Source organism: Stutzerimonas frequens (genome assembly GCF_024448335.1).
Lineage (GTDB): Bacteria > Pseudomonadota > Gammaproteobacteria > Pseudomonadales > Pseudomonadaceae > Stutzerimonas > Stutzerimonas frequens.
This window is the reverse complement of record NZ_JAMOHM010000002.1, coordinates 173,906-189,679: the sequence shown is the minus strand read 5'-3', so window position 1 is coordinate 189,679 and position 15,774 is coordinate 173,906. Positions and strand designations below refer to the sequence as shown.

20 protein-coding genes and 2 tRNA genes are annotated in these 15,774 nt (G+C 61.1%); 15 read left to right on the top strand and 7 right to left on the bottom strand.

Features of this window, described 5'->3' with window-relative positions:
• The first annotated feature begins 12 nt into the window (after positions 1 to 12).
• The 6 genes from NAO55_RS03630 (at position 13) to NAO55_RS03605 (ending at position 6,187) form a co-directional block, all read left to right on the top strand.
• Positions 13 to 453 (top strand): hypothetical protein, encoded by a 441-nt coding sequence (locus tag NAO55_RS03630; RefSeq protein WP_102840214.1) that lies wholly within the window; start codon positions 13 to 15, stop codon positions 451 to 453.
• Between the two features lie 152 nt (positions 454 to 605).
• The gene (gene fliT / locus NAO55_RS03625) at positions 606 to 902 is read left to right on the top strand and encodes a flagellar protein FliT (protein ID WP_102840215.1); all 297 of its coding nucleotides are present in this window, start codon (positions 606 to 608) and stop codon (positions 900 to 902) included.
• A gap of 387 nt (positions 903 to 1,289) precedes the next feature.
• Complete coding sequence (locus NAO55_RS03620; protein ID WP_102840216.1) at positions 1,290 to 2,756, top strand: sigma-54 dependent transcriptional regulator; 1,467 nt, start codon at positions 1,290 to 1,292, stop codon at positions 2,754 to 2,756.
• 193 nt (positions 2,757 to 2,949) lie between these two features.
• A complete protein-coding gene (locus NAO55_RS03615) occupies positions 2,950 to 4,077 on the top strand; it encodes a sensor histidine kinase (RefSeq protein WP_305123816.1) in 1,128 nt (375 codons plus the stop codon).
• 2 nt (positions 4,078 to 4,079) lie between these two features.
• Positions 4,080 to 5,474, top strand: coding sequence for a sigma-54-dependent transcriptional regulator (locus NAO55_RS03610; RefSeq protein WP_102840218.1), 1,395 nt, complete (start codon positions 4,080 to 4,082; stop codon positions 5,472 to 5,474).
• 53 nt (positions 5,475 to 5,527) lie between these two features.
• Positions 5,528 to 6,187 carry a thiopurine S-methyltransferase gene (locus NAO55_RS03605; protein ID WP_102840219.1) on the top strand — a complete coding sequence of 220 codons (660 nt, stop codon included), beginning with the start codon at positions 5,528 to 5,530 and terminating at the stop codon, positions 6,185 to 6,187.
• A gap of 19 nt (positions 6,188 to 6,206) precedes the next feature.
• On the opposite strand, the gene NAO55_RS03600 is transcribed toward NAO55_RS03605, so the two are convergent.
• From NAO55_RS03600 to NAO55_RS03585, 4 genes are all read right to left on the bottom strand, one after another.
• Positions 6,207 to 6,851: a DUF2959 domain-containing protein gene (locus tag NAO55_RS03600; RefSeq protein ID WP_063539815.1), complete on the bottom strand. Its 645-nt coding sequence runs from the start codon at positions 6,849 to 6,851 to the stop codon at positions 6,207 to 6,209.
• An 83-nt stretch (positions 6,852 to 6,934) separates the two neighbouring features.
• On the bottom strand, positions 6,935 to 7,807 hold the full coding sequence (gene htpX / locus NAO55_RS03595; RefSeq protein WP_102840220.1) for a protease HtpX: 873 nt from the start codon (positions 7,805 to 7,807) through the stop codon (positions 6,935 to 6,937).
• Positions 7,808 to 7,904: 97 nt separating this feature from the next.
• Complete coding sequence (locus NAO55_RS03590) at positions 7,905 to 8,366, bottom strand: hypothetical protein (protein WP_102840221.1); 462 nt, start codon at positions 8,364 to 8,366, stop codon at positions 7,905 to 7,907.
• Between the two features lie 3 nt (positions 8,367 to 8,369).
• Entirely contained in the window at positions 8,370 to 9,581 is a 1,212-nt protein-coding gene (locus NAO55_RS03585; RefSeq protein WP_102840222.1) for a pyridoxal phosphate-dependent aminotransferase, read from the bottom strand.
• Positions 9,582 to 9,851: 270 nt separating this feature from the next.
• Here NAO55_RS03585 and msrB point away from each other — a divergent pair, with 270 nt between their 5' ends.
• The 3 genes from msrB to NAO55_RS03570 all read left to right on the top strand — a co-directional run bounded on the left by msrB (position 9,852) and on the right by NAO55_RS03570 (position 11,726).
• Positions 9,852 to 10,250, top strand: coding sequence for a peptide-methionine (R)-S-oxide reductase MsrB (gene msrB, locus NAO55_RS03580; protein ID WP_013983197.1), 399 nt, complete (start codon positions 9,852 to 9,854; stop codon positions 10,248 to 10,250).
• Between the two features lie 16 nt (positions 10,251 to 10,266).
• Entirely contained in the window at positions 10,267 to 10,749 is a 483-nt protein-coding gene (locus NAO55_RS03575; protein ID WP_011913647.1) for a glutathione peroxidase, read from the top strand.
• Between the two features lie 86 nt (positions 10,750 to 10,835).
• Positions 10,836 to 11,726 (top strand): ATP-binding protein, encoded by an 891-nt coding sequence (locus NAO55_RS03570; protein ID WP_102840223.1) that lies wholly within the window; start codon positions 10,836 to 10,838, stop codon positions 11,724 to 11,726.
• A 70-nt stretch (positions 11,727 to 11,796) separates the two neighbouring features.
• On the opposite strand, the gene NAO55_RS03565 is transcribed toward NAO55_RS03570, so the two are convergent.
• Both NAO55_RS03565 and NAO55_RS03560 read right to left on the bottom strand, forming a co-directional pair.
• Positions 11,797 to 12,477: a glutathione S-transferase family protein gene (locus NAO55_RS03565; RefSeq protein WP_102840224.1), complete on the bottom strand. Its 681-nt coding sequence runs from the start codon at positions 12,475 to 12,477 to the stop codon at positions 11,797 to 11,799.
• A gap of 60 nt (positions 12,478 to 12,537) precedes the next feature.
• The gene (locus NAO55_RS03560) at positions 12,538 to 13,293 is read right to left on the bottom strand and encodes a VHS/ENTH/ANTH domain-containing protein (protein ID WP_063539808.1); all 756 of its coding nucleotides are present in this window, start codon (positions 13,291 to 13,293) and stop codon (positions 12,538 to 12,540) included.
• Between the two features lie 230 nt (positions 13,294 to 13,523).
• On the opposite strand from NAO55_RS03560, the gene NAO55_RS03555 reads away from it, so the two are divergent.
• Both NAO55_RS03555 and NAO55_RS03550 read left to right on the top strand, forming a co-directional pair.
• Positions 13,524 to 13,599 (top strand) — tRNA-Glu (locus NAO55_RS03555).
• A 17-nt stretch (positions 13,600 to 13,616) separates the two neighbouring features.
• Positions 13,617 to 13,692 (top strand) — tRNA-Gly (locus NAO55_RS03550).
• A 177-nt stretch (positions 13,693 to 13,869) separates the two neighbouring features.
• On the opposite strand, the gene NAO55_RS03545 is transcribed toward NAO55_RS03550, so the two are convergent.
• Complete coding sequence (locus NAO55_RS03545; RefSeq protein ID WP_063539807.1) at positions 13,870 to 14,160, bottom strand: metal-sensing transcriptional repressor; 291 nt, start codon at positions 14,158 to 14,160, stop codon at positions 13,870 to 13,872.
• Between the two features lie 186 nt (positions 14,161 to 14,346).
• Here NAO55_RS03545 and NAO55_RS03540 point away from each other — a divergent pair, with 186 nt between their 5' ends.
• The 4 genes from NAO55_RS03540 to NAO55_RS03525 are packed head-to-tail and all read left to right on the top strand — an operon-like array spanning position 14,347 to position 15,728.
• Positions 14,347 to 14,664 carry an ArsR/SmtB family transcription factor gene (locus NAO55_RS03540; RefSeq protein WP_063539806.1) on the top strand — a complete coding sequence of 106 codons (318 nt, stop codon included), beginning with the start codon at positions 14,347 to 14,349 and terminating at the stop codon, positions 14,662 to 14,664.
• Complete coding sequence (locus NAO55_RS03535) at positions 14,661 to 15,095, top strand: YeeE/YedE family protein (protein WP_102840225.1); 435 nt, start codon at positions 14,661 to 14,663, stop codon at positions 15,093 to 15,095. Before NAO55_RS03540 ends, NAO55_RS03535 begins: the two co-directional genes overlap by 4 nt.
• A gap of 2 nt (positions 15,096 to 15,097) precedes the next feature.
• Positions 15,098 to 15,517 carry a YeeE/YedE family protein gene (locus tag NAO55_RS03530; RefSeq protein WP_102840226.1) on the top strand — a complete coding sequence of 140 codons (420 nt, stop codon included), beginning with the start codon at positions 15,098 to 15,100 and terminating at the stop codon, positions 15,515 to 15,517.
• A 13-nt stretch (positions 15,518 to 15,530) separates the two neighbouring features.
• Entirely contained in the window at positions 15,531 to 15,728 is a 198-nt protein-coding gene (locus NAO55_RS03525) for a YgaP family membrane protein (protein WP_063539803.1), read from the top strand.
• Positions 15,729 to 15,774 lie beyond the last annotated feature (46 nt).

Sequence of the window (15,774 nt, the reverse complement as noted above, 5' to 3'; positions counted from 1 at the left end):
CAAGAGATACAAATGACTGCGAAGCTAGCCCCCGGTCGCCGCGCGTTCCGGACTACCTGGCGACACGCCGTGCTGGTGGGGTTGAGCGTGTTGCTCGGCGCTTGCGCGGGAACCCCCTACGAGTCGAGCCCTCAGCCGCCCGCGGCGAAGCCGGTACCGCGAGCCCCCGAGCCGAGTGCTCCGGTCATTTCGCCGCCACCGATCAAGGCGCCGCCTGCACCGCGCGCGCCGGCGACCCAGAAAAGCCATCCTCGTTATGCGCCGCCGCCGCATGTTGCGGCGCACTGGGATAACCGGCTCGGGGTGTATGTCGTCGAAGGACGCGAGCTGTACTATCGGGAGCGTCTTTACTATCGCTGGGACGGCGATTGGTTCTGTGCCGGTCAGCCTGATGGACCCTGGGAGCCAGTGGCGCCGCCAAGTGTCCCGCCGGGCTTGCGCAACCGCCACTGAATCTCTCGGTCGCGGTAGCGTCGGTATAGTTTTTGGCGACCCGGTCTAAAGGCCGTCGAGGGGTGGCCGATATAGCTGGAGCACCGTTGGTGAATACCTCTCAGCTGGTTCGGCATAAGCCGTCGTATCGGGCACAGCCCCCGGAGTCGAGCATGAACGCTTCCGTCAAACGCCTTGAAGAAACTGGTTCTGCTTTGCGCGACGCGCTTAGCCAGCAGGATTGGGCGGCGATCAGTATGCTCGACCGTGAATGCCGCAATGCCGTCGACGACGTGATGAGGGACTCGGAGCGCGACAACGTTGTGCTTCGCCAGCGCCTCCAGGAGCTACTTGAGCTCTACCGCGAAATGGTCAGCACCTGTCAGGTCGAGCAGCGGCGGATTGCCGGCGAGCTGCGGCAGCTGAACCAATCGCAGCAAGGGGCGAAGGTGTATCAGCTGTTCGGCTGAGTCGCGGCATAAGTCTTTGCTGGGGCGCATGCCTGCTGGCGACGCGTCCAGGTGCCTGTGATGCCAATATCGGCCTCATCAAAGCATTACAAAGTGTGTGGCATTATGTCGCCACGCCTTTTCTGCATAGCGCAGTTCTGTCGGCTACTGTCGCGTAGTTGACGTCTAATCACGCTAACGTGTGTCTAACATTCCCTCCCTGCTTTAACTCTTCGCACAAAGCGCTGATTTTCCGCTTGTTCTTTGGTCGCTATTTCACGCCATAAATTTGACTCAGTTCATTTTTTCATTAATCTAGCTTCCATCTGCCATAAATGTGATCGCCTTTATTTCCCATGGATGCGAGCGCAGGCTTTCTTTTCAGCCTCTTAGAGCCCTATAAACAAGATGTGGCGTGAAACCAAAATTTTGTTGATAGACGATGATCAAGACCGCCGCCGAGACCTTGCGGTCATCCTGAACTTCCTCAGCGAAGATCATCTGGCTTGTTCCAGTAGCGAGTGGCAGGAGGCGGTTGCTGGCCTAGAGTCCAGTCGCGCTGTCATCGGCGTCTTGCTCGGCGATGTCAGTGCTCGTGGGGGGGCGGTCGAGCTGATCAAACAGATGGGCAAGTGGGACGAGAATGTTCCCTTGATGCTCATTGGCGAGCCAGCACCGGCTGACTGGCCGGAAGAGATACGCCGTCGGGTGCTGACCAGCCTGGAGATGCCACCCAGCTATAACAAGCTGCTCGATTCCCTGCATCGCGCGCAGATCTATCGGGAGATGTACGATCAGGCCAAATCCCGAGGCCGGCAGCGTGAGCCGAATCTGTTTCGTAGCCTGGTCGGCACCAGTCGTGCGGTACAGCATGTCCGGCAAATGATGCAGCAGGTCGCCGACACCGAGGCAAGCGTGCTCATCCTCGGTGAGTCAGGAACCGGCAAGGAAGTCGTCGCGCGCAATCTGCATTACCACTCCAAGCGCCGGCAGGGCCCGTTCGTTCCCGTCAACTGTGGTGCGATTCCCGCGGAGCTTCTCGAGAGCGAACTGTTCGGTCACGAAAAAGGCGCCTTTACCGGAGCCATTACGGCTCGTTCAGGGCGTTTCGAGCTGGCCGAGGGCGGAACCCTGTTCCTCGATGAGATCGGTGACATGCCGCTGCCGATGCAGGTCAAGCTGCTGCGCGTTCTGCAGGAGCGCACCTTCGAGCGGGTGGGCAGCAACCGTACTCAGAGCGCGGATGTGCGCATCATCGCAGCCACCCACAAGAACCTGGAAAAAATGATCGAGGAGGGGACCTTTCGCGAGGATCTCTACTATCGACTCAACGTTTTCCCGATCGAGATGGCGCCTCTGCGCGAGCGTGTCGAAGATATCCCCCTGTTGATGAACGAGCTGATCTCGCGCATGGAGCATGAGAAGCGCGGTTCCATCCGCTTCAATTCGGCTGCGATCATGTCGTTGTGCCGACATGACTGGCCGGGCAATGTTCGTGAGCTGGCCAACCTCGTTGAGCGCATGGCAATCATGCATCCCTATGGCGTTATCGGTGTGATGGAACTGCCGAAGAAATTTCGCCATGTCGACGATGATGACGAGCAATACGCCACCAGCCTCAACGAGGAAATGGAGGAGCGCGCGGCCATCAGCGCACCTATGGTCGTCCCGGAAGCTCAGGCGATGCTGCCGGTGGAGGGACTGGATCTCAAGGAATACCTCGGCAATCTCGAGCAGGGTTTGATCCATCAGGCGTTGGAAGACGCTGGCGGCGTTGTGGCGCGGGCTGCCGAACGCCTGCGTATTCGGCGAACCACGCTGGTGGAAAAGATGCGCAAGTACGGCATGAATCGTCGGGATGACGAGGCCGAATAGCACCTGCAAAGCCAGTCAAGGCCGCCTGATCGGGCGGCCTTTTTCATTGCAACGTTAGCTGTCCGCTGATCTCTGGTGGGCACGAAGATTGCTCGCCTCCACTCACCGACCATCTTTTGACAGGCGTGAGTGAATCTTGAAAGCTGTCACTGAGCCTTCCAACGGGCCGTGCGAGCGCAACGACGAGCGTACCCTGGCGCAGTCTTTGAGGCTGTTCGATCGGATATCTGGCCAACTGAGCGAATCCGAGGGGCTGTTGCATACGCGGGTCGCCGAGCTTCAGGGGAGGCTGGCCGAAGCTGGCGAGCTGCGACGCCAGGAATTCGAAGAGAAGGAACGACTGGCGCAGCGGCTACGGAACGTGCTCGACCTGCTGCCGGGCGGTGTAGTCGTGATCGACGGCCAAGGCGTGGTATGCGATGCCAATCCGGTGGCGTTGGAGTTGCTTGGGGAGCCGCTAACGGGCGCCTTGTGGCGTGAGGTGATCGCGCGCAGCTTCGCACCGCGTCGCGACGACGGCCACGAGATTTCCTTGCGCAGCGGGCGCCGGCTTTCCATCGCCACGCGCTCGCTTAGTGGCGAGCCGGGACAGCTGGTGCTGCTGACCGATCTCACTGAAACTCGTCGTCTGCAGGATCAGTTGGCTCGTCATGAGCGGTTGTCTGCGCTCGGGCGGATGGTTGCGTCGCTTGCGCATCAGGTACGCACGCCGCTGTCCAGTGCCCTGCTGTATGCCAGTCACCTGGAGCAGGGCGGACTCAGCGAGGAGTTGCAGCAGCGCTTCGCTGGAAATATCAAGGCGCGGTTGCACGAGCTTGAGCATCAGGTCCGCGACATGCTGGTGTTCGCGCGAGGGGACCTTCCGCTGAATGATCGGCTGAGCCCGTTTGCGTTGATGGCTGCCCTGCGCTCGGCGGCCGATACCCAGGTTCAGGGTGCTGCGGTGCGTTGGCAGTGCGAAGTACGTGACGGTGAGCTGCTCTGCAATCGTGACACGCTGGTTGGCGCGCTGCTGAATCTGATCGAGAACGCGCGACAGGCCAGCAACGGCGACCTTCGCCTGAAAGTCCACTTCTATCGCCGCGCCTCGACGTTGCGCATCTGTATCAGCGACAACGGCTGCGGAATAGCCGCCGATGTCCTGGCGCGCCTCGGCGAACCCTTTTTCACTACTCGCGCGACCGGAACCGGCCTGGGGCTGGCGGTGGCACAGGCGGTTGCCCGAGCGCATCGGGGGGGGCTGCAGCTCCGATCACGCCCGGATCGGGGCACTTGTGCCTTGCTGACGCTGCCTTTGCTCCCACGAGTCGGAACGGAGTGATCATGACTGCCAAGATTCTGCTGGTCGAGGATGATCACGCGCTGCGCGAAGCGCTGGGCGATACGCTTGAGCTGGCTGGCCATCCATATCGCGCGGTCGATTGTGCCGAGGCTGCGTTAGCTGCCCTGCAGCAGGAACCATTCGGCCTGGTGATGAGTGACGTGAATATGCCGGGTATGGATGGCCACGAGTTGCTGGCCTTGATCCGGCAGTATCACCCGCAGGTTCCGGTGCTGTTGATGACCGCCTTCGGGGCTGTTGCGCGGGCCGTCGATGCCATGCGGCAGGGTGCGGCGGACTATCTGGTCAAGCCGTTCGAGCCGCAGATTCTGCTTGAGTTGGTCGATCGGCACGTCGCCGGTGTGTGCGGGTCCGGGCAGGCTGACGGGCCGGTGGCATGCGAGCCAGCCAGCCAGCAGTTGCTAGGCCTTGCTTCGCGGGTTGCGCAGAGCGATTCGACGGTACTGATCTCCGGTGAATCAGGGACCGGCAAGGAGGTGCTGGCGCGCTACATCCACCAGCATTCGCCACGTGCCGGCAAACCTTTTGTCGCGATCAACTGTGCGGCGATCCCCGACAACATGCTGGAGGCGACCTTGTTCGGGCATGAGAAAGGCGCATTCACCGGCGCCATCGCCAGCCAGCCGGGGAAGTTCGAGCAGGCCGATGGCGGCACGCTGCTGCTTGACGAGATTTCCGAGATGCCCCTGGCACTGCAGGCCAAGCTGCTGCGTGTGCTGCAGGAGCGCGAGGTTGAACGGGTCGGTGCACGCAAGGCCATCGCCCTGGATATCCGCGTACTGGCGACTACCAACCGCGACCTGGCCGGCGAGGTGGCAGCGGGTCGCTTCCGTGAAGATCTGTTCTATCGACTGTCGGTGTTCCCGCTGGCCTGGCCGCCGCTGCGTCAGCGGCCGGCGGACATCCTGCCGCTGGCGGAGCGCTTGCTGGCCAATCATGCGCGCAAGATGCGCCAGCCGCCGGCGAGGCTGTCCGCGGCTGCGCAGCGTTGCCTGATCGAGTACGCCTGGCCGGGCAATGTGCGCGAGCTGGACAACGCCGTCCAGCGCGCGCTGATACTTCAGCAGGGTGGCCTGATCCAGCCTCAGGACCTGTGTCTGACGGCGCCAGGCATGCCGTCAGGCGGCGTCGCGGCTCCAGTCTCACTGCCGGCATGCGCGGAGTCCGTCCCGCCGATCGCCGAAGTCGCCTCGGCTCTGGGCGATGACCTGCGCCGCCGGGAGTTTCAGCTGATCATCGATACATTGCGTGCCGAACGTGGGCGCCGCAAGGAAACCGCCGATCGGCTAGGCATCAGCGCGCGCACCTTGCGCTACAAGCTCGCGCAGATGCGCGATGCCGGGGTCGACGTCGAGGCAGAGCTCTACACCGGCTGAGCCTCCTGCATCGCTCTGGTAAGCTGCCGCCATCACGCAATGGAGAATGGCTGGTGCACGAACAATTCTGGCAGGAGCGTTGGGCTCGCAACGAGATCGGTTTCCACCTCGACGATGTGCATCCAGGTCTGCGGCGCCACTGGCCTGCGCTCGCGCTTCCGGCAGGGGCGACAGTCCTGGTGCCGCTGTGCGGCAAGAGTCTGGATCTCGCCTGGCTGGCCGGTCAGGGGCATCGGGTTCTGGGCGTGGAGCTGAGCGAGAAGGCTGTCCAGGCATTCTTCAGCGAGCAGCGGTTGGAGCCCAGCGTATCCTGCGAGGGAGCCTTCAAGGTCTATCGCTGCGGCGCACTCGAGATCCGCTGCGGAGACTTTTTCGCGCTTGCGTCTGACGACGTTGCGGCGTGTCGAGCTGTCTATGATCGCGCCGCACTGATTGCGCTGCCGCCTCCCATGCGACAGCGCTATGCCGAGCAGTTGACCGCTATCCTGCCAGCAGGCTGCCAACAACTGCTGGTCACGTTGGATTATGAACAATCCGAGATGGATGGCCCGCCGTTCGCGGTCAATCATCGTGAAGTGAATGCACTCTATGCTTCGGCCTGGGAGGTCGAGCAACTGGAAGCCAAGGAAGTGCTGCAGAACAATCCGCGCATGCGTGAGCGGGGTCTGCAGCGCCTCGAAGAGCAGTTCTATCGGTTGCAGCGGCGCAAGTGAGCCGCCCGCCGCAGGCCGATCAGCCTTCGGCCTGCAGGCGGCGGATGAAGCTGTCGGCTTCGTCGATCGCGCGCTGCATGTCATTCATGAGCTGATCGACATTGCCCTGCAGCGTTCGGTACTCGCCGTGCAATGAGCTGATGGCGCGCGCGTTGAGGTTGTGCTTGAGAAACAGCACCTGATCGCGCAATACGCTCAAGACCGGCTCGATACGCTGCTCAGCTGCCTTCATGCGCTGTATCAGGCTTCGGTACTCGGCTCGGGTCCGGCTGAGCTCCTTGGCACTGGCAGCCTTCAGGCTGGCATTGCTGTACTGCTTGAGCTCGCTTTCCCATTCCTTGAACAGCGCTTCGGCGACGTCCTCGATGTCTTCGATGCGCGTGCGCACATCTTGGGCACTCGCCACGCTAGCCTCGTACTCGCGATTCAGCGCGTCGTAACGTTTCTCCAGGTCGCCGCCTTTGACCTCAACAACACTGCGGTAGCGCTCCAGCGCGTCCTTGAATTGCTCCTTGGCCTGTTGTTGCGAGTCTCTTGCATCCTCGACCCGGTCGACGAGGATGTCGCGCTTGTGGATGCCCGCCTTTTCCATTGCCGAGTAGTAGGCGCTCTGGCAGCCGGCAAGCGCGAGCAGGGCACAACAGATGAACATAAGACGGCGCATGGCGATTCCTTGTATGCGGTGACGGTCTGCATGGGACCAATGAAAAGGGCGACTTACGTCGCCCTTGGTATGTCGATGTGCTGTCAGCCGCGCTGACGCAAGGCTTCGATACGGTCTTCAAGTGGCGGGTGGGTCATGAACAGACCGGCCAGGCCATGCTTTAGCGAACCGTTGATGCCGAACGCTTTGAGTGTATCGGGCATATGCACCGGCAGGCCCTGCTCGGCGCGCAGGCGCTGCAGGGCGCCTATCATCGCAGTCGTGCCGGCCAGCTCAGCCCCTGCCTCATCGGCGCGATACTCGCGTTTGCGCGAGAACCACATAACGATGATGCTGGCGAGCAGGCCGAGTACCAGTTCGGCGAAAATCGTCGCGACGAAGTAGCCGATACCATGGCCGTCTTCGTTCTTCAGGATCGCCTTGTCGACGAAGTTGCCGAAGATGCGTGCGAAGAACATCACGAAGGTGTTTACCACGCCCTGGATCAGCGCCAGGGTGACCATGTCGCCATTGGCAACGTGGCCGATTTCATGGGCCAGCACGGCCTTCACTTCGTCAGGAGAGAACCGCTCGAGCAGGCCCTGACTCACGGCGACCAGCGCATCGTTACGGTTCCAGCCGGTGGCGAACGCGTTGGCCTCATAGGCCGGGAAAATACCGACTTCGGGCATCTTGATGCCGGCATCGCGGGAAAGCTGCTCGACAGTCTGCAGTAGCCACTGCTCATGACGGGTGCGCGGCTGGCTGATGATCTCGGTGCCGGTGCTCATCTTGGCCATCCACTTCGAGATGAACAGCGATATGAGCGATCCGGCGAAGCCGAACACTGCACAGAAAACCAGCAGGCTGCCGTAGTTCTGCCCCGTATAGCGATCGACCCCGAGCAACTTCAGGGTGATGCTGGCAATGACCAGGACCGCAAGGTTGGTGGCCAGGAACAAGAAAATGCGCATCATGTTGCGGCAGACTCCAGGGTAGGAATGGAAGAACGATAGGCTATATAAGGCGCGCCCTTGAGCTATTCAACCGAACGACTATTTCAAGCTATGTCGCTTACGTGCCAAGGCTGGAGTGCTGCGGCGAGCCGGGATCGTTCTCGAACAACAAGCGGGCTAGATGGGCGATGCGTTCGCTGTGTCCGCTTTTCAGCGCGTCGCGAAGCTGGTGGGCGAGGCTGGCCTGGATGCGCAATACGCTGGGAGGCAGGGTGCGGTCGTCCGGTGACTGCCTGGGAACGGCGCGCGTGAGCCGGATGAAGCCCTTCTCGGTAAGCACGGCCTGGTCCAGAGCCTGGAACTGGATGGTACTTTCGAAGCGCAGATAACCTTCGTCGGCGAGCCAGAGCAGGGCGCCCAGACAGCTTTGATGGCGTTTGGAGGGAAGGCCGAATTCATCCGGCTCTTCCCGCCCGATCAGGTCTTCCACGTAAAGCGCAATCTTGCGCGGAAACGCCTGGTACAACGCGAGCAGGCCGCCTGCGGCGTCCCTGTAGAAGTCGTCGATCTGCAGATCCATCGGTTACTGCTGGTACGTCTTGAGGAAGTTGCCGATGCGCCCGATGGCCTGCTCCAGATCATCGACTCGGGGCAGGGTGACCACGCGGAAGTGGTCAGGCCACGGCCAGTTGAACGCCGTCCCCTGAACGATCAGCAGCTTCTCGGCGAGCAACAGGTCGAGCACGAACTTCTCGTCGTTATGGATCGGACAGATCTTCGGGTCGATACGCGGGAACGCGTACAGCGCGCCCATGGGCTTGACGCAGCTGATCCCCGGAATGTCGTTGAGCAGCTCCCAGGTACGGTTGCGCTGTTCGAGCAGGCGACCCGGCGGCAGTACCAGATCATTGATGCTCTGGTAACCGCCGAGTGCGGTCTGGATGGCGTGCTGCGACGGCACATTGGCGCACAGGCGCATGTTGGCGAGGATATCCAGGCCTTCGATATAGCTTTGTGCCTTGTGTTTGGGGCCGGAAATCGCCACCCAGCCCGAACGGAAGCCGGCGACGCGATAGGACTTGGACAGGCCGTTGAAGGTCAGGCAGAGCACGTCCGGCGCGAGCGAGGCGGTGGAAATATGCACCGCGTCGTCGTAGAGAATCTTGTCGTAGATCTCGTCGGAGAACAGCACCAGCTTGTGCTGGCGTGCCAGCTCCACCATGCCTTCCAGCACTTCCTTCGGATAGACCGCGCCGGTCGGGTTGTTCGGGTTGATCAGCACCAGGGCCTTGGTGTTCGGCGTGATCTTGGCCTTGATATCGGCCAGGTCTGGCCACCAGTTAGCCTGCTCGTCGCAGAGATAGTGCACCGGTTTGCCGCCGGCCAGGCTCACGGCAGCAGTCCACAGTGGATAGTCCGGTGCCGGGATCAGCACTTCGTCGCCGTTGTTGAGCAGCGCCTGCATGGACATCACGATCAGCTCGGACACGCCGTTGCCGAGATAGATGTCCTCGATGCCGATGCCTTCCACCTGCTTCTGCTGGTAGTACTGCATGATCGCCTTGCGGGCGCTGAACAGGCCTTTCGAGTCGCTGTAGCCTTGGGCCGTGGGCAGGTTGCGGATCACGTCCTGGAGAATTTCCTCCGGTGCTTCGAAACCGAACGGCGCCGGGTTGCCGATGTTCAGCTTGAGGATGCGATGGCCTTCCTCTTCCAGGCGTTTGGCGTGCTTGAGCACTGGCCCACGGATGTCGTAACAGACATTGGCGAGCTTGTTCGATTTGCTGACCTGCATGATCCTGAGTGTCCCGAAGTGAAAACGTGCCAGTTCCGGAAATGGCTGGTCACGTTTGGCATGAACCCGGGCGCCTTGGCAGTCGGAAACCCCGCTGCCAGACTAGGCGTCGAAGAGGGAGGCATGATACGTGCGGCCCGACCACCGGAAAAGGTACAGATCGGCCTTTTTTATATAGCGTGCTGTTGCGCTTCGTGTGCGTTCCAAACAACCGGTGCGCCAGGTCGTGGCCATGGGACGAAACGCGAACAGACCCCGAGGAGGCTACCGATGGACAAGCTGGAAAAACCGCTCGACGCCTGGCGTGAGGAGCTGTCCGATGAGCAGTTCCAGATCTGCCGGCTCGGCGCCACCGAGCGCCCCTTCACCGGCAAGTACAACGATACCCGGACGCCGGGCGTCTACCATTGCGTCTGCTGTGATGCGCCACTGTTCGATGCCGATGCCAAGTTCGACTCCGGCTGTGGCTGGCCCAGCTATTTCCAGCCGGTAAGCGATACGGCCATTGCCAGCCTGGATGACTTCAGTCATGGCATGCATCGGATCGAGGTCAGGTGCGCTCGCTGCGACGCCCACCTGGGGCATGTGTTCCCCGATGGCCCTAAACCGACCGGTCTGCGCTATTGCATCAATTCGGCCTCGCTCGACTTGAAGCCCCGCGAAGCCTGAGCCGCAAGGAACCAGCATGCGCGATCCTCTGTTAGATATTCCCTGCGTCACCATCGACGGCGAGCACAAGACGCTCGCCGATTTCGATGCCAAGGTGCTGCTCGTGGTGAACACCGCCAGCCAATGTGGTTTCACCCCCCAGTACAAGGGATTGGAGGAACTCTGGCAGCGCTACGGCGAGCGCGGCCTGGTCGTGCTCGGTTTTCCGTGCAACCAGTTCGGCGGACAGGAGCCGGATAGCGAGGCGCAGATCGCCACCTTCTGCGAGCGCCGGTTCGGCGTGTCCTTCCCCTTGTTCGCCAAGGTCGAGGTCAATGGCGGCGACGCCCATCCGCTGTTCATCGAGCTGAAGAAGCGCGCGCCCGGCCTGCTGGGCAGCAAGGCGATCAAGTGGAATTTCACTAAGTTCCTCATCGCCGATCAGGGCCGCACGGTGCGGCGCTATTCCTCGCGTACCGCGCCGCAGGCGCTGGCGGCGGATATCGAGGCGCTGCTCTGAAACACGAGCGGCGCGGGATCGATAGCTTTTGCAGGCGTTGATGTCTGGTCCGGCTTCGGCCGGACTTTTTCTGTTTGGAGTCAATCATGGATGTCGAGTTGAAAGCCTTCCTGCAGCGTGCCGAAGGCCTGTTGGCGCGTATCGAGCCGTTGCTGCCCGCGCAGCCGCCCGTTATCGATTGGGAGCATACGCTGGCGGCGCGCTGGCAGCGTGACGGCCGAAGCGGCTATCTGGCGCCGCTCGAGGTCAATCTCGATCTGCGTCTGAACGACCTGATCGGCATCGACCGGCAGCGTGATCTGCTGGCTGCCAATACCCAGCAGTTCGTCGATGGCCTGCCCGCCAATCACGTCTTGCTCTGGGGCGCCCGTGGTACTGGAAAATCGTCGCTGATTCGCGCTCTGTTGGCCGAGTATGCCGGCCGTGGGCTGCGCCTGATCGAGATCGAGCGCGACCACCTGGCGGATGTGCCGCGCGTGGTGGAGCTGCTTTCAGGGCAGCGCCAGGCCTTCGTGCTGTTCTGCGACGACCTGTCCTTCGAGGCGGGCGAGGGTGACTACCGGGTGCTCAAGAGCGTGCTCGACGGTTCCCTGGAGCGTGCGCCGGAGAATGTGCTGCTGTATGCCACGTCGAACCGCCGTCACCTGGTGCCGGAGCGCCAGAGCGACAACGAGAACTGGCAGATGGTGGACGGCGAGCTGCACCCGAACGAGGCGGTGGAGGACAAGATTGCCTTGTCCGATCGTTTCGGCCTCTGGTTGTCGTTCTATCCCTTCAGCCAGCAGCACTACCTCAGTGTGGTGCGCCACTGGATCGATTCGCTGGCGGGCAGGGCGTGCTTGCAGTGGGATTGGGACGAAGCGCTGGAAAAGGACGCGATTCGCTGGGCCACCGGGCGCGGCAATCGCAACGGGCGCTGCGCCTATCAGTATGCTCGGCAATGGGTCGGCAGCAAGCTGCTGGAAAGGCGGGACTGAACAGGCGATTGTCTGAACGCTCTGCGGTGCCTGCCGCGTCCGCTGCAGGCACCGGTCGTGGCGTGGCGACTCAGGTCGCAGCGGCCTTGCCCATCTCCTTGAGCTTGTTGTTCATGCGCTGCTCGTCCGGCAACAGGCTACTGACCGACTGCCGCTCGAGCATGCGTGCATGGTGTGCAGTCAGGCCCGGCCAGCGTTGGCCATCAAGGCTCTCGCCGCCATGTGCCATGTTGATCAACTGACAGGTTATGGCGATATCCGCCATCGATAGCTCGTCGCCAACGAAGAAATCCCGCTGACCCAGCTGCCGCTCGAGATAGTCGAAATGCGGCGGCAATTTTTGCTGCAATGCCGCCTGCACCGCTTCTTCATTACAGGCTTGGCCTGACATCGGTTTAAGGATGCGGTTACGGAACACGGTGAACGTGGTCAGTGGTGCCAGTTCGTAGTCCGCGTATTTCTCGAGCCAGCGTATCTGACCACGTTGCTGGGCCTCATCGCCATACAGGGACGGCGTATCGGAATAGGCCTCCTCCAGGTACTGGCAGATGACGCTGGAGTCGGCGAGTGTGCAGTCTTCGCCGTCCTTGAGCGCTGGAATACGGCCCAGGGGATTGAGTTCGTAGTACCACTGGGGTGGCGTGAAAGGCATCACCGTTTCGAGCCGGTAATCGAGGCCTTTCTCGTTCAGGCAAACGCGCACTTTGCGAACGAATGGGGAGAGGGGGGCGCCAAACACGGTCAAGGACATCATTACACTCCGCTGTGGTTGTTTGCGTGCGATCTGGCGGGCTGGGCTGCACAGGCGCAATCAGTAGACATTGTTCTTCTTCCACAGGTCTTCATCGTCGAAGGCTTTCATGCCTTCGGCCAGCTCACTGGATTCGTCTGCTTTGGGTACTTCGTTCTTCAGCACCAGCGCATTGGCGTGCTCGAGCAGCGCCTCCAACTGTTTCAGTTGGGCCTGATAGGGAGCCGGTACTGCCTGACGGCGGATATGCTGAATCCCTCGTTCGAATGCCAGGCGTGCACGTTGGGGCTGGTTCTGTTGTAGCGCCAGCTTGCCCAGTCCGGTGAAGAACTCGATGTGCAGAATGGCCAACATGCGCTGGATATCCTGCACCCAGCGCTTGGCTTCTGCCTGCTCAAGCAGCCCTTCCTTGGTCGCGTGAACGATCTGGGCATGCAGATCCTCAAGCATGAAACGGCTTTCCTTGGCCTGCGCTTCGGTGAGTATCTGTCTTGGCGGGTTGCGGACCTCGAGCGCATCACCCTTGGCCACGTCGGCGCGCAGGGCCTGGATACGCGCAGCCAGTTTGTCGTTGCCCTTGTCCAGCGGTAGCAGGCGCTCGCTAAGGCTCAGCTCCATCCGAGTCAGCAGCAGCTTCAACGCGGGGGTAACCATCTGGCCAGGCAGACCTTCGGACAGGTTGGCGCAGCGGCGACAACGGTCAGTGAGGTCTGCGCGTTTCCGGGCTTTTTCCAGATTGTTCTTCTCGACGATCTGGATGGAGTAGACGATGAAGACTAGAACGAGCAGACCGGCCAGGACTAACCCTGTGATCATTAATGGAGACACTTGACTGTACCTCTCGAGCCGCTGGCTTTTTGCCTGAGTGTAGTGGCTTGACGGTGTGGCCGATAGCTCTGGTTGTTGGTCGAGGATGAGATGAAATTTTTTTTGAAAACAATGCTTGACGGCTATTCGAGGCCTCCATAGAATGCGCGCCACTTGCAGCGTGAAGCGCCAAACGCAACACGCTGAAAGCCGGAGTAAAGCAGTAGCTTCCGGGCAGCGTCCCCTTCGTCTAGTGGCCTAGGACACCGCCCTTTCACGGCGGTAACAGGGGTTCGAGTCCCCTAGGGGACGCCACTTTTGCTGCAAGTAATGCGGGAATAGCTCAGTTGGTAGAGCACGACCTTGCCAAGGTCGGGGTCGCGAGTTCGAGTCTCGTTTCCCGCTCCAAATTTGCCATGAGGTTCCATACGGAATTTCTGGTTTGAAAAAAGCGACCCTAGGGTCGCTTTTTTCGTTTCTGCGGCGGCAAAACCAGCCCCGCCGTCGCTGCGGTGACTGGCATGGGGCGCGGAATGCGCGTCCGCTCCGGCCGTTAGTGGCTCGGCGGCGGCTGGCCGCGGCCAGTCAGGTGTACTTGGTGAAAATGCCGCGTACCCGCTCCAGCGTTTCAGACGTATCCTGCGCCTGGTCGTGAAGGGCTTCCTCGATCAGGCAGGTCAGCATCAACCGATACGCCTTGTCCAACGCGCTGCGCGCGGCTGAAAACTGCTGGGCAATCGCCTCGCAATCCTCGCCACGCCGAATCATTGCCTGAATGCCCCGGACCTGGCCTTCGACTCGCGCCAGTCGTTTCAGCATGGCCTGCTGCTGATCCTGCAGGTCTGCCGATACGACGGCAGTCGTCTGGTCGTTCATGAGATACCTCGAAAGTCACAAAAGGGGTAACTGCAGCGGGGCAGCTGAAGCGGAGCGCACCGACTCGCATACGGGTAGGGGCATGCTAGCGGCCCGCAACCACATGGCCAACTTCTTTTCGTACAGTGCTTGCATGACGATATATAAAAAAATATATTGTTTTTGTCTTAACTAATCGCTCTGGCCATGACTCCCGACCTGGATATAGACAGCCTGAAAGCCAACGCGGCTTCCGCAAGCGCTTTGCTGAAAGCGTTGGCCAACCCGGATCGCCTGTTACTGCTGTGCCAGCTTTCCCAGGGCGAGCGTAGCGTGAGCGAGCTCGAGCAGCTCCTGGGTATCCAGCAGCCAACGCTGTCACAGCAGCTGGGCGTGCTGCGTCGCGAAGGGCTGGTGGCGACAAGACGCGAGGGTAAGTTGATCCATTACCGGATCAGCAGTCCGGAGGCGCTGGCGGTAATCGCCACGCTCTACCAATTATTTTGCGAGAGGGGGCAGCAATGACTGTCGATTGGGCGAACTTCACGCCGTGGACGGCGCTTGCAGGCGGTGTGCTGATTGGTGCCGCTGCCAGCCTGTTCGTATTGCTCAATGGCCGTATCGCCGGTATCAGCGGCCTGCTGGCAAGTCTTCTGGAACCGGGTGCTGAAGGTCGAGGCGAAAAGCTGTTGTTTCTGCTCGGTCTTCTGCTGGCGCCGCTCCTGTGGGTGCTGTTCGGCAGGTTGCCGGTGCTGGAATTCCAATCCGGCTGGTTCGGATTGTTGATTGCCGGCTTGCTGGTAGGCGTAGGAACCCGATACGGCTCAGGCTGCACCAGCGGCCATGGGGTGTGCGGGATTTCGCGGCTATCGGCACGCTCCATCGTCGCGACTTTGGCGTTCATGGGGGCCGGCTTCGGCACCGTTTATGTCCTGCGTCATCTGCTCGGAGGCTGAATATGCGCAAACTGACTTCGTTTGCCGCTGGTTTGCTGTTCGGGCTGGGTCTGCTGCTTTCCGGGATGGCCAACCCAGCCAAGGTCATTGGCTTTCTCGATTTTGCGGGCGCGTGGGACCCCTCGCTGGCGCTGGTGATGGTTGGTGCCATAGCCACGGCCCTGGTCCCCTTCACCTGGGCGAAGCGGCGAGAGCGCTCCTTGCTCGACGCGCCGATGCAGCTACCGAGCAAGCGCGATCTCGACGGACGACTGATTGGCGGCAGCCTGGTGTTCGGGATTGGTTGGGGGGTAGCCGGCATCTGTCCGGGGCCGGCGATCGCCGTACTGCTCAGCGGGCACTGGCAGGTCGTGCTGTTCGTACTCGCCATGCTGGGCGGAATGCTTTTGTTCTCTGCGCTGGAACGCCGGCGCACTTGCTGACCGGGAGGTCATTATGAAAGCCAACGTTGGAACCATTGATCGGACCCTGCGCATCATCGTCGGCCTTGTGCTTATCGGCCTGACCTTGGCAGGCGTAATCGGTGTTTGGGGTTGGATTGGCCTGCTGCCGCTGGCTACGGGCGTCTTCCGTTTCTGCCCAGCGTACACGCTGCTTGGCATCAAAACGTGCAAGAGCTGCAACAAGGCCTGAAATCACACCAAACGACGCTGCAACGCAAGAAGGCCGACATTGATGT

What these genes read in the sequence shown, in the direction of transcription:
- NAO55_RS03630 (WP_102840214.1), top strand. Translation starts at nt 13, where the DNA reads ATGACTGCGAAGCTAGCCCCCGGTCGCCGCGCGTTCCGGACTACCTGG.
- fliT (WP_102840215.1), top strand. Translation starts at nt 606, where the DNA reads ATGAACGCTTCCGTCAAACGCCTTGAAGAAACTGGTTCTGCTTTGCGC.
- NAO55_RS03620 (WP_102840216.1), top strand. Translation starts at nt 1,290, where the DNA reads ATGTGGCGTGAAACCAAAATTTTGTTGATAGACGATGATCAAGACCGC.
- NAO55_RS03610 (WP_102840218.1), top strand. Translation starts at nt 4,080, where the DNA reads ATGACTGCCAAGATTCTGCTGGTCGAGGATGATCACGCGCTGCGCGAA.
- NAO55_RS03600 (WP_063539815.1), bottom strand. Translation starts at nt 6,851, where the DNA reads ATGCGCCGTCTTATGTTCATCTGTTGTGCCCTGCTCGCGCTTGCCGGC.
- htpX (WP_102840220.1), bottom strand. Translation starts at nt 7,807, where the DNA reads ATGATGCGCATTTTCTTGTTCCTGGCCACCAACCTTGCGGTCCTGGTC.
- NAO55_RS03590 (WP_102840221.1), bottom strand. Translation starts at nt 8,366, where the DNA reads ATGGATCTGCAGATCGACGACTTCTACAGGGACGCCGCAGGCGGCCTG.
- NAO55_RS03585 (WP_102840222.1), bottom strand. Translation starts at nt 9,581, where the DNA reads ATGCAGGTCAGCAAATCGAACAAGCTCGCCAATGTCTGTTACGACATC.
- msrB (WP_013983197.1), top strand. Translation starts at nt 9,852, where the DNA reads ATGGACAAGCTGGAAAAACCGCTCGACGCCTGGCGTGAGGAGCTGTCC.
- NAO55_RS03575 (WP_011913647.1), top strand. Translation starts at nt 10,267, where the DNA reads ATGCGCGATCCTCTGTTAGATATTCCCTGCGTCACCATCGACGGCGAG.
- NAO55_RS03570 (WP_102840223.1), top strand. Translation starts at nt 10,836, where the DNA reads ATGGATGTCGAGTTGAAAGCCTTCCTGCAGCGTGCCGAAGGCCTGTTG.
- NAO55_RS03565 (WP_102840224.1), bottom strand. Translation starts at nt 12,477, where the DNA reads ATGTCCTTGACCGTGTTTGGCGCCCCCCTCTCCCCATTCGTTCGCAAA.
- NAO55_RS03560 (WP_063539808.1), bottom strand. Translation starts at nt 13,293, where the DNA reads ATGATCACAGGGTTAGTCCTGGCCGGTCTGCTCGTTCTAGTCTTCATC.
- NAO55_RS03545 (WP_063539807.1), bottom strand. Translation starts at nt 14,160, where the DNA reads ATGAACGACCAGACGACTGCCGTCGTATCGGCAGACCTGCAGGATCAG.
- NAO55_RS03540 (WP_063539806.1), top strand. Translation starts at nt 14,347, where the DNA reads ATGACTCCCGACCTGGATATAGACAGCCTGAAAGCCAACGCGGCTTCC.
- NAO55_RS03535 (WP_102840225.1), top strand. Translation starts at nt 14,661, where the DNA reads ATGACTGTCGATTGGGCGAACTTCACGCCGTGGACGGCGCTTGCAGGC.
- NAO55_RS03530 (WP_102840226.1), top strand. Translation starts at nt 15,098, where the DNA reads ATGCGCAAACTGACTTCGTTTGCCGCTGGTTTGCTGTTCGGGCTGGGT.
- NAO55_RS03525 (WP_063539803.1), top strand. Translation starts at nt 15,531, where the DNA reads ATGAAAGCCAACGTTGGAACCATTGATCGGACCCTGCGCATCATCGTC.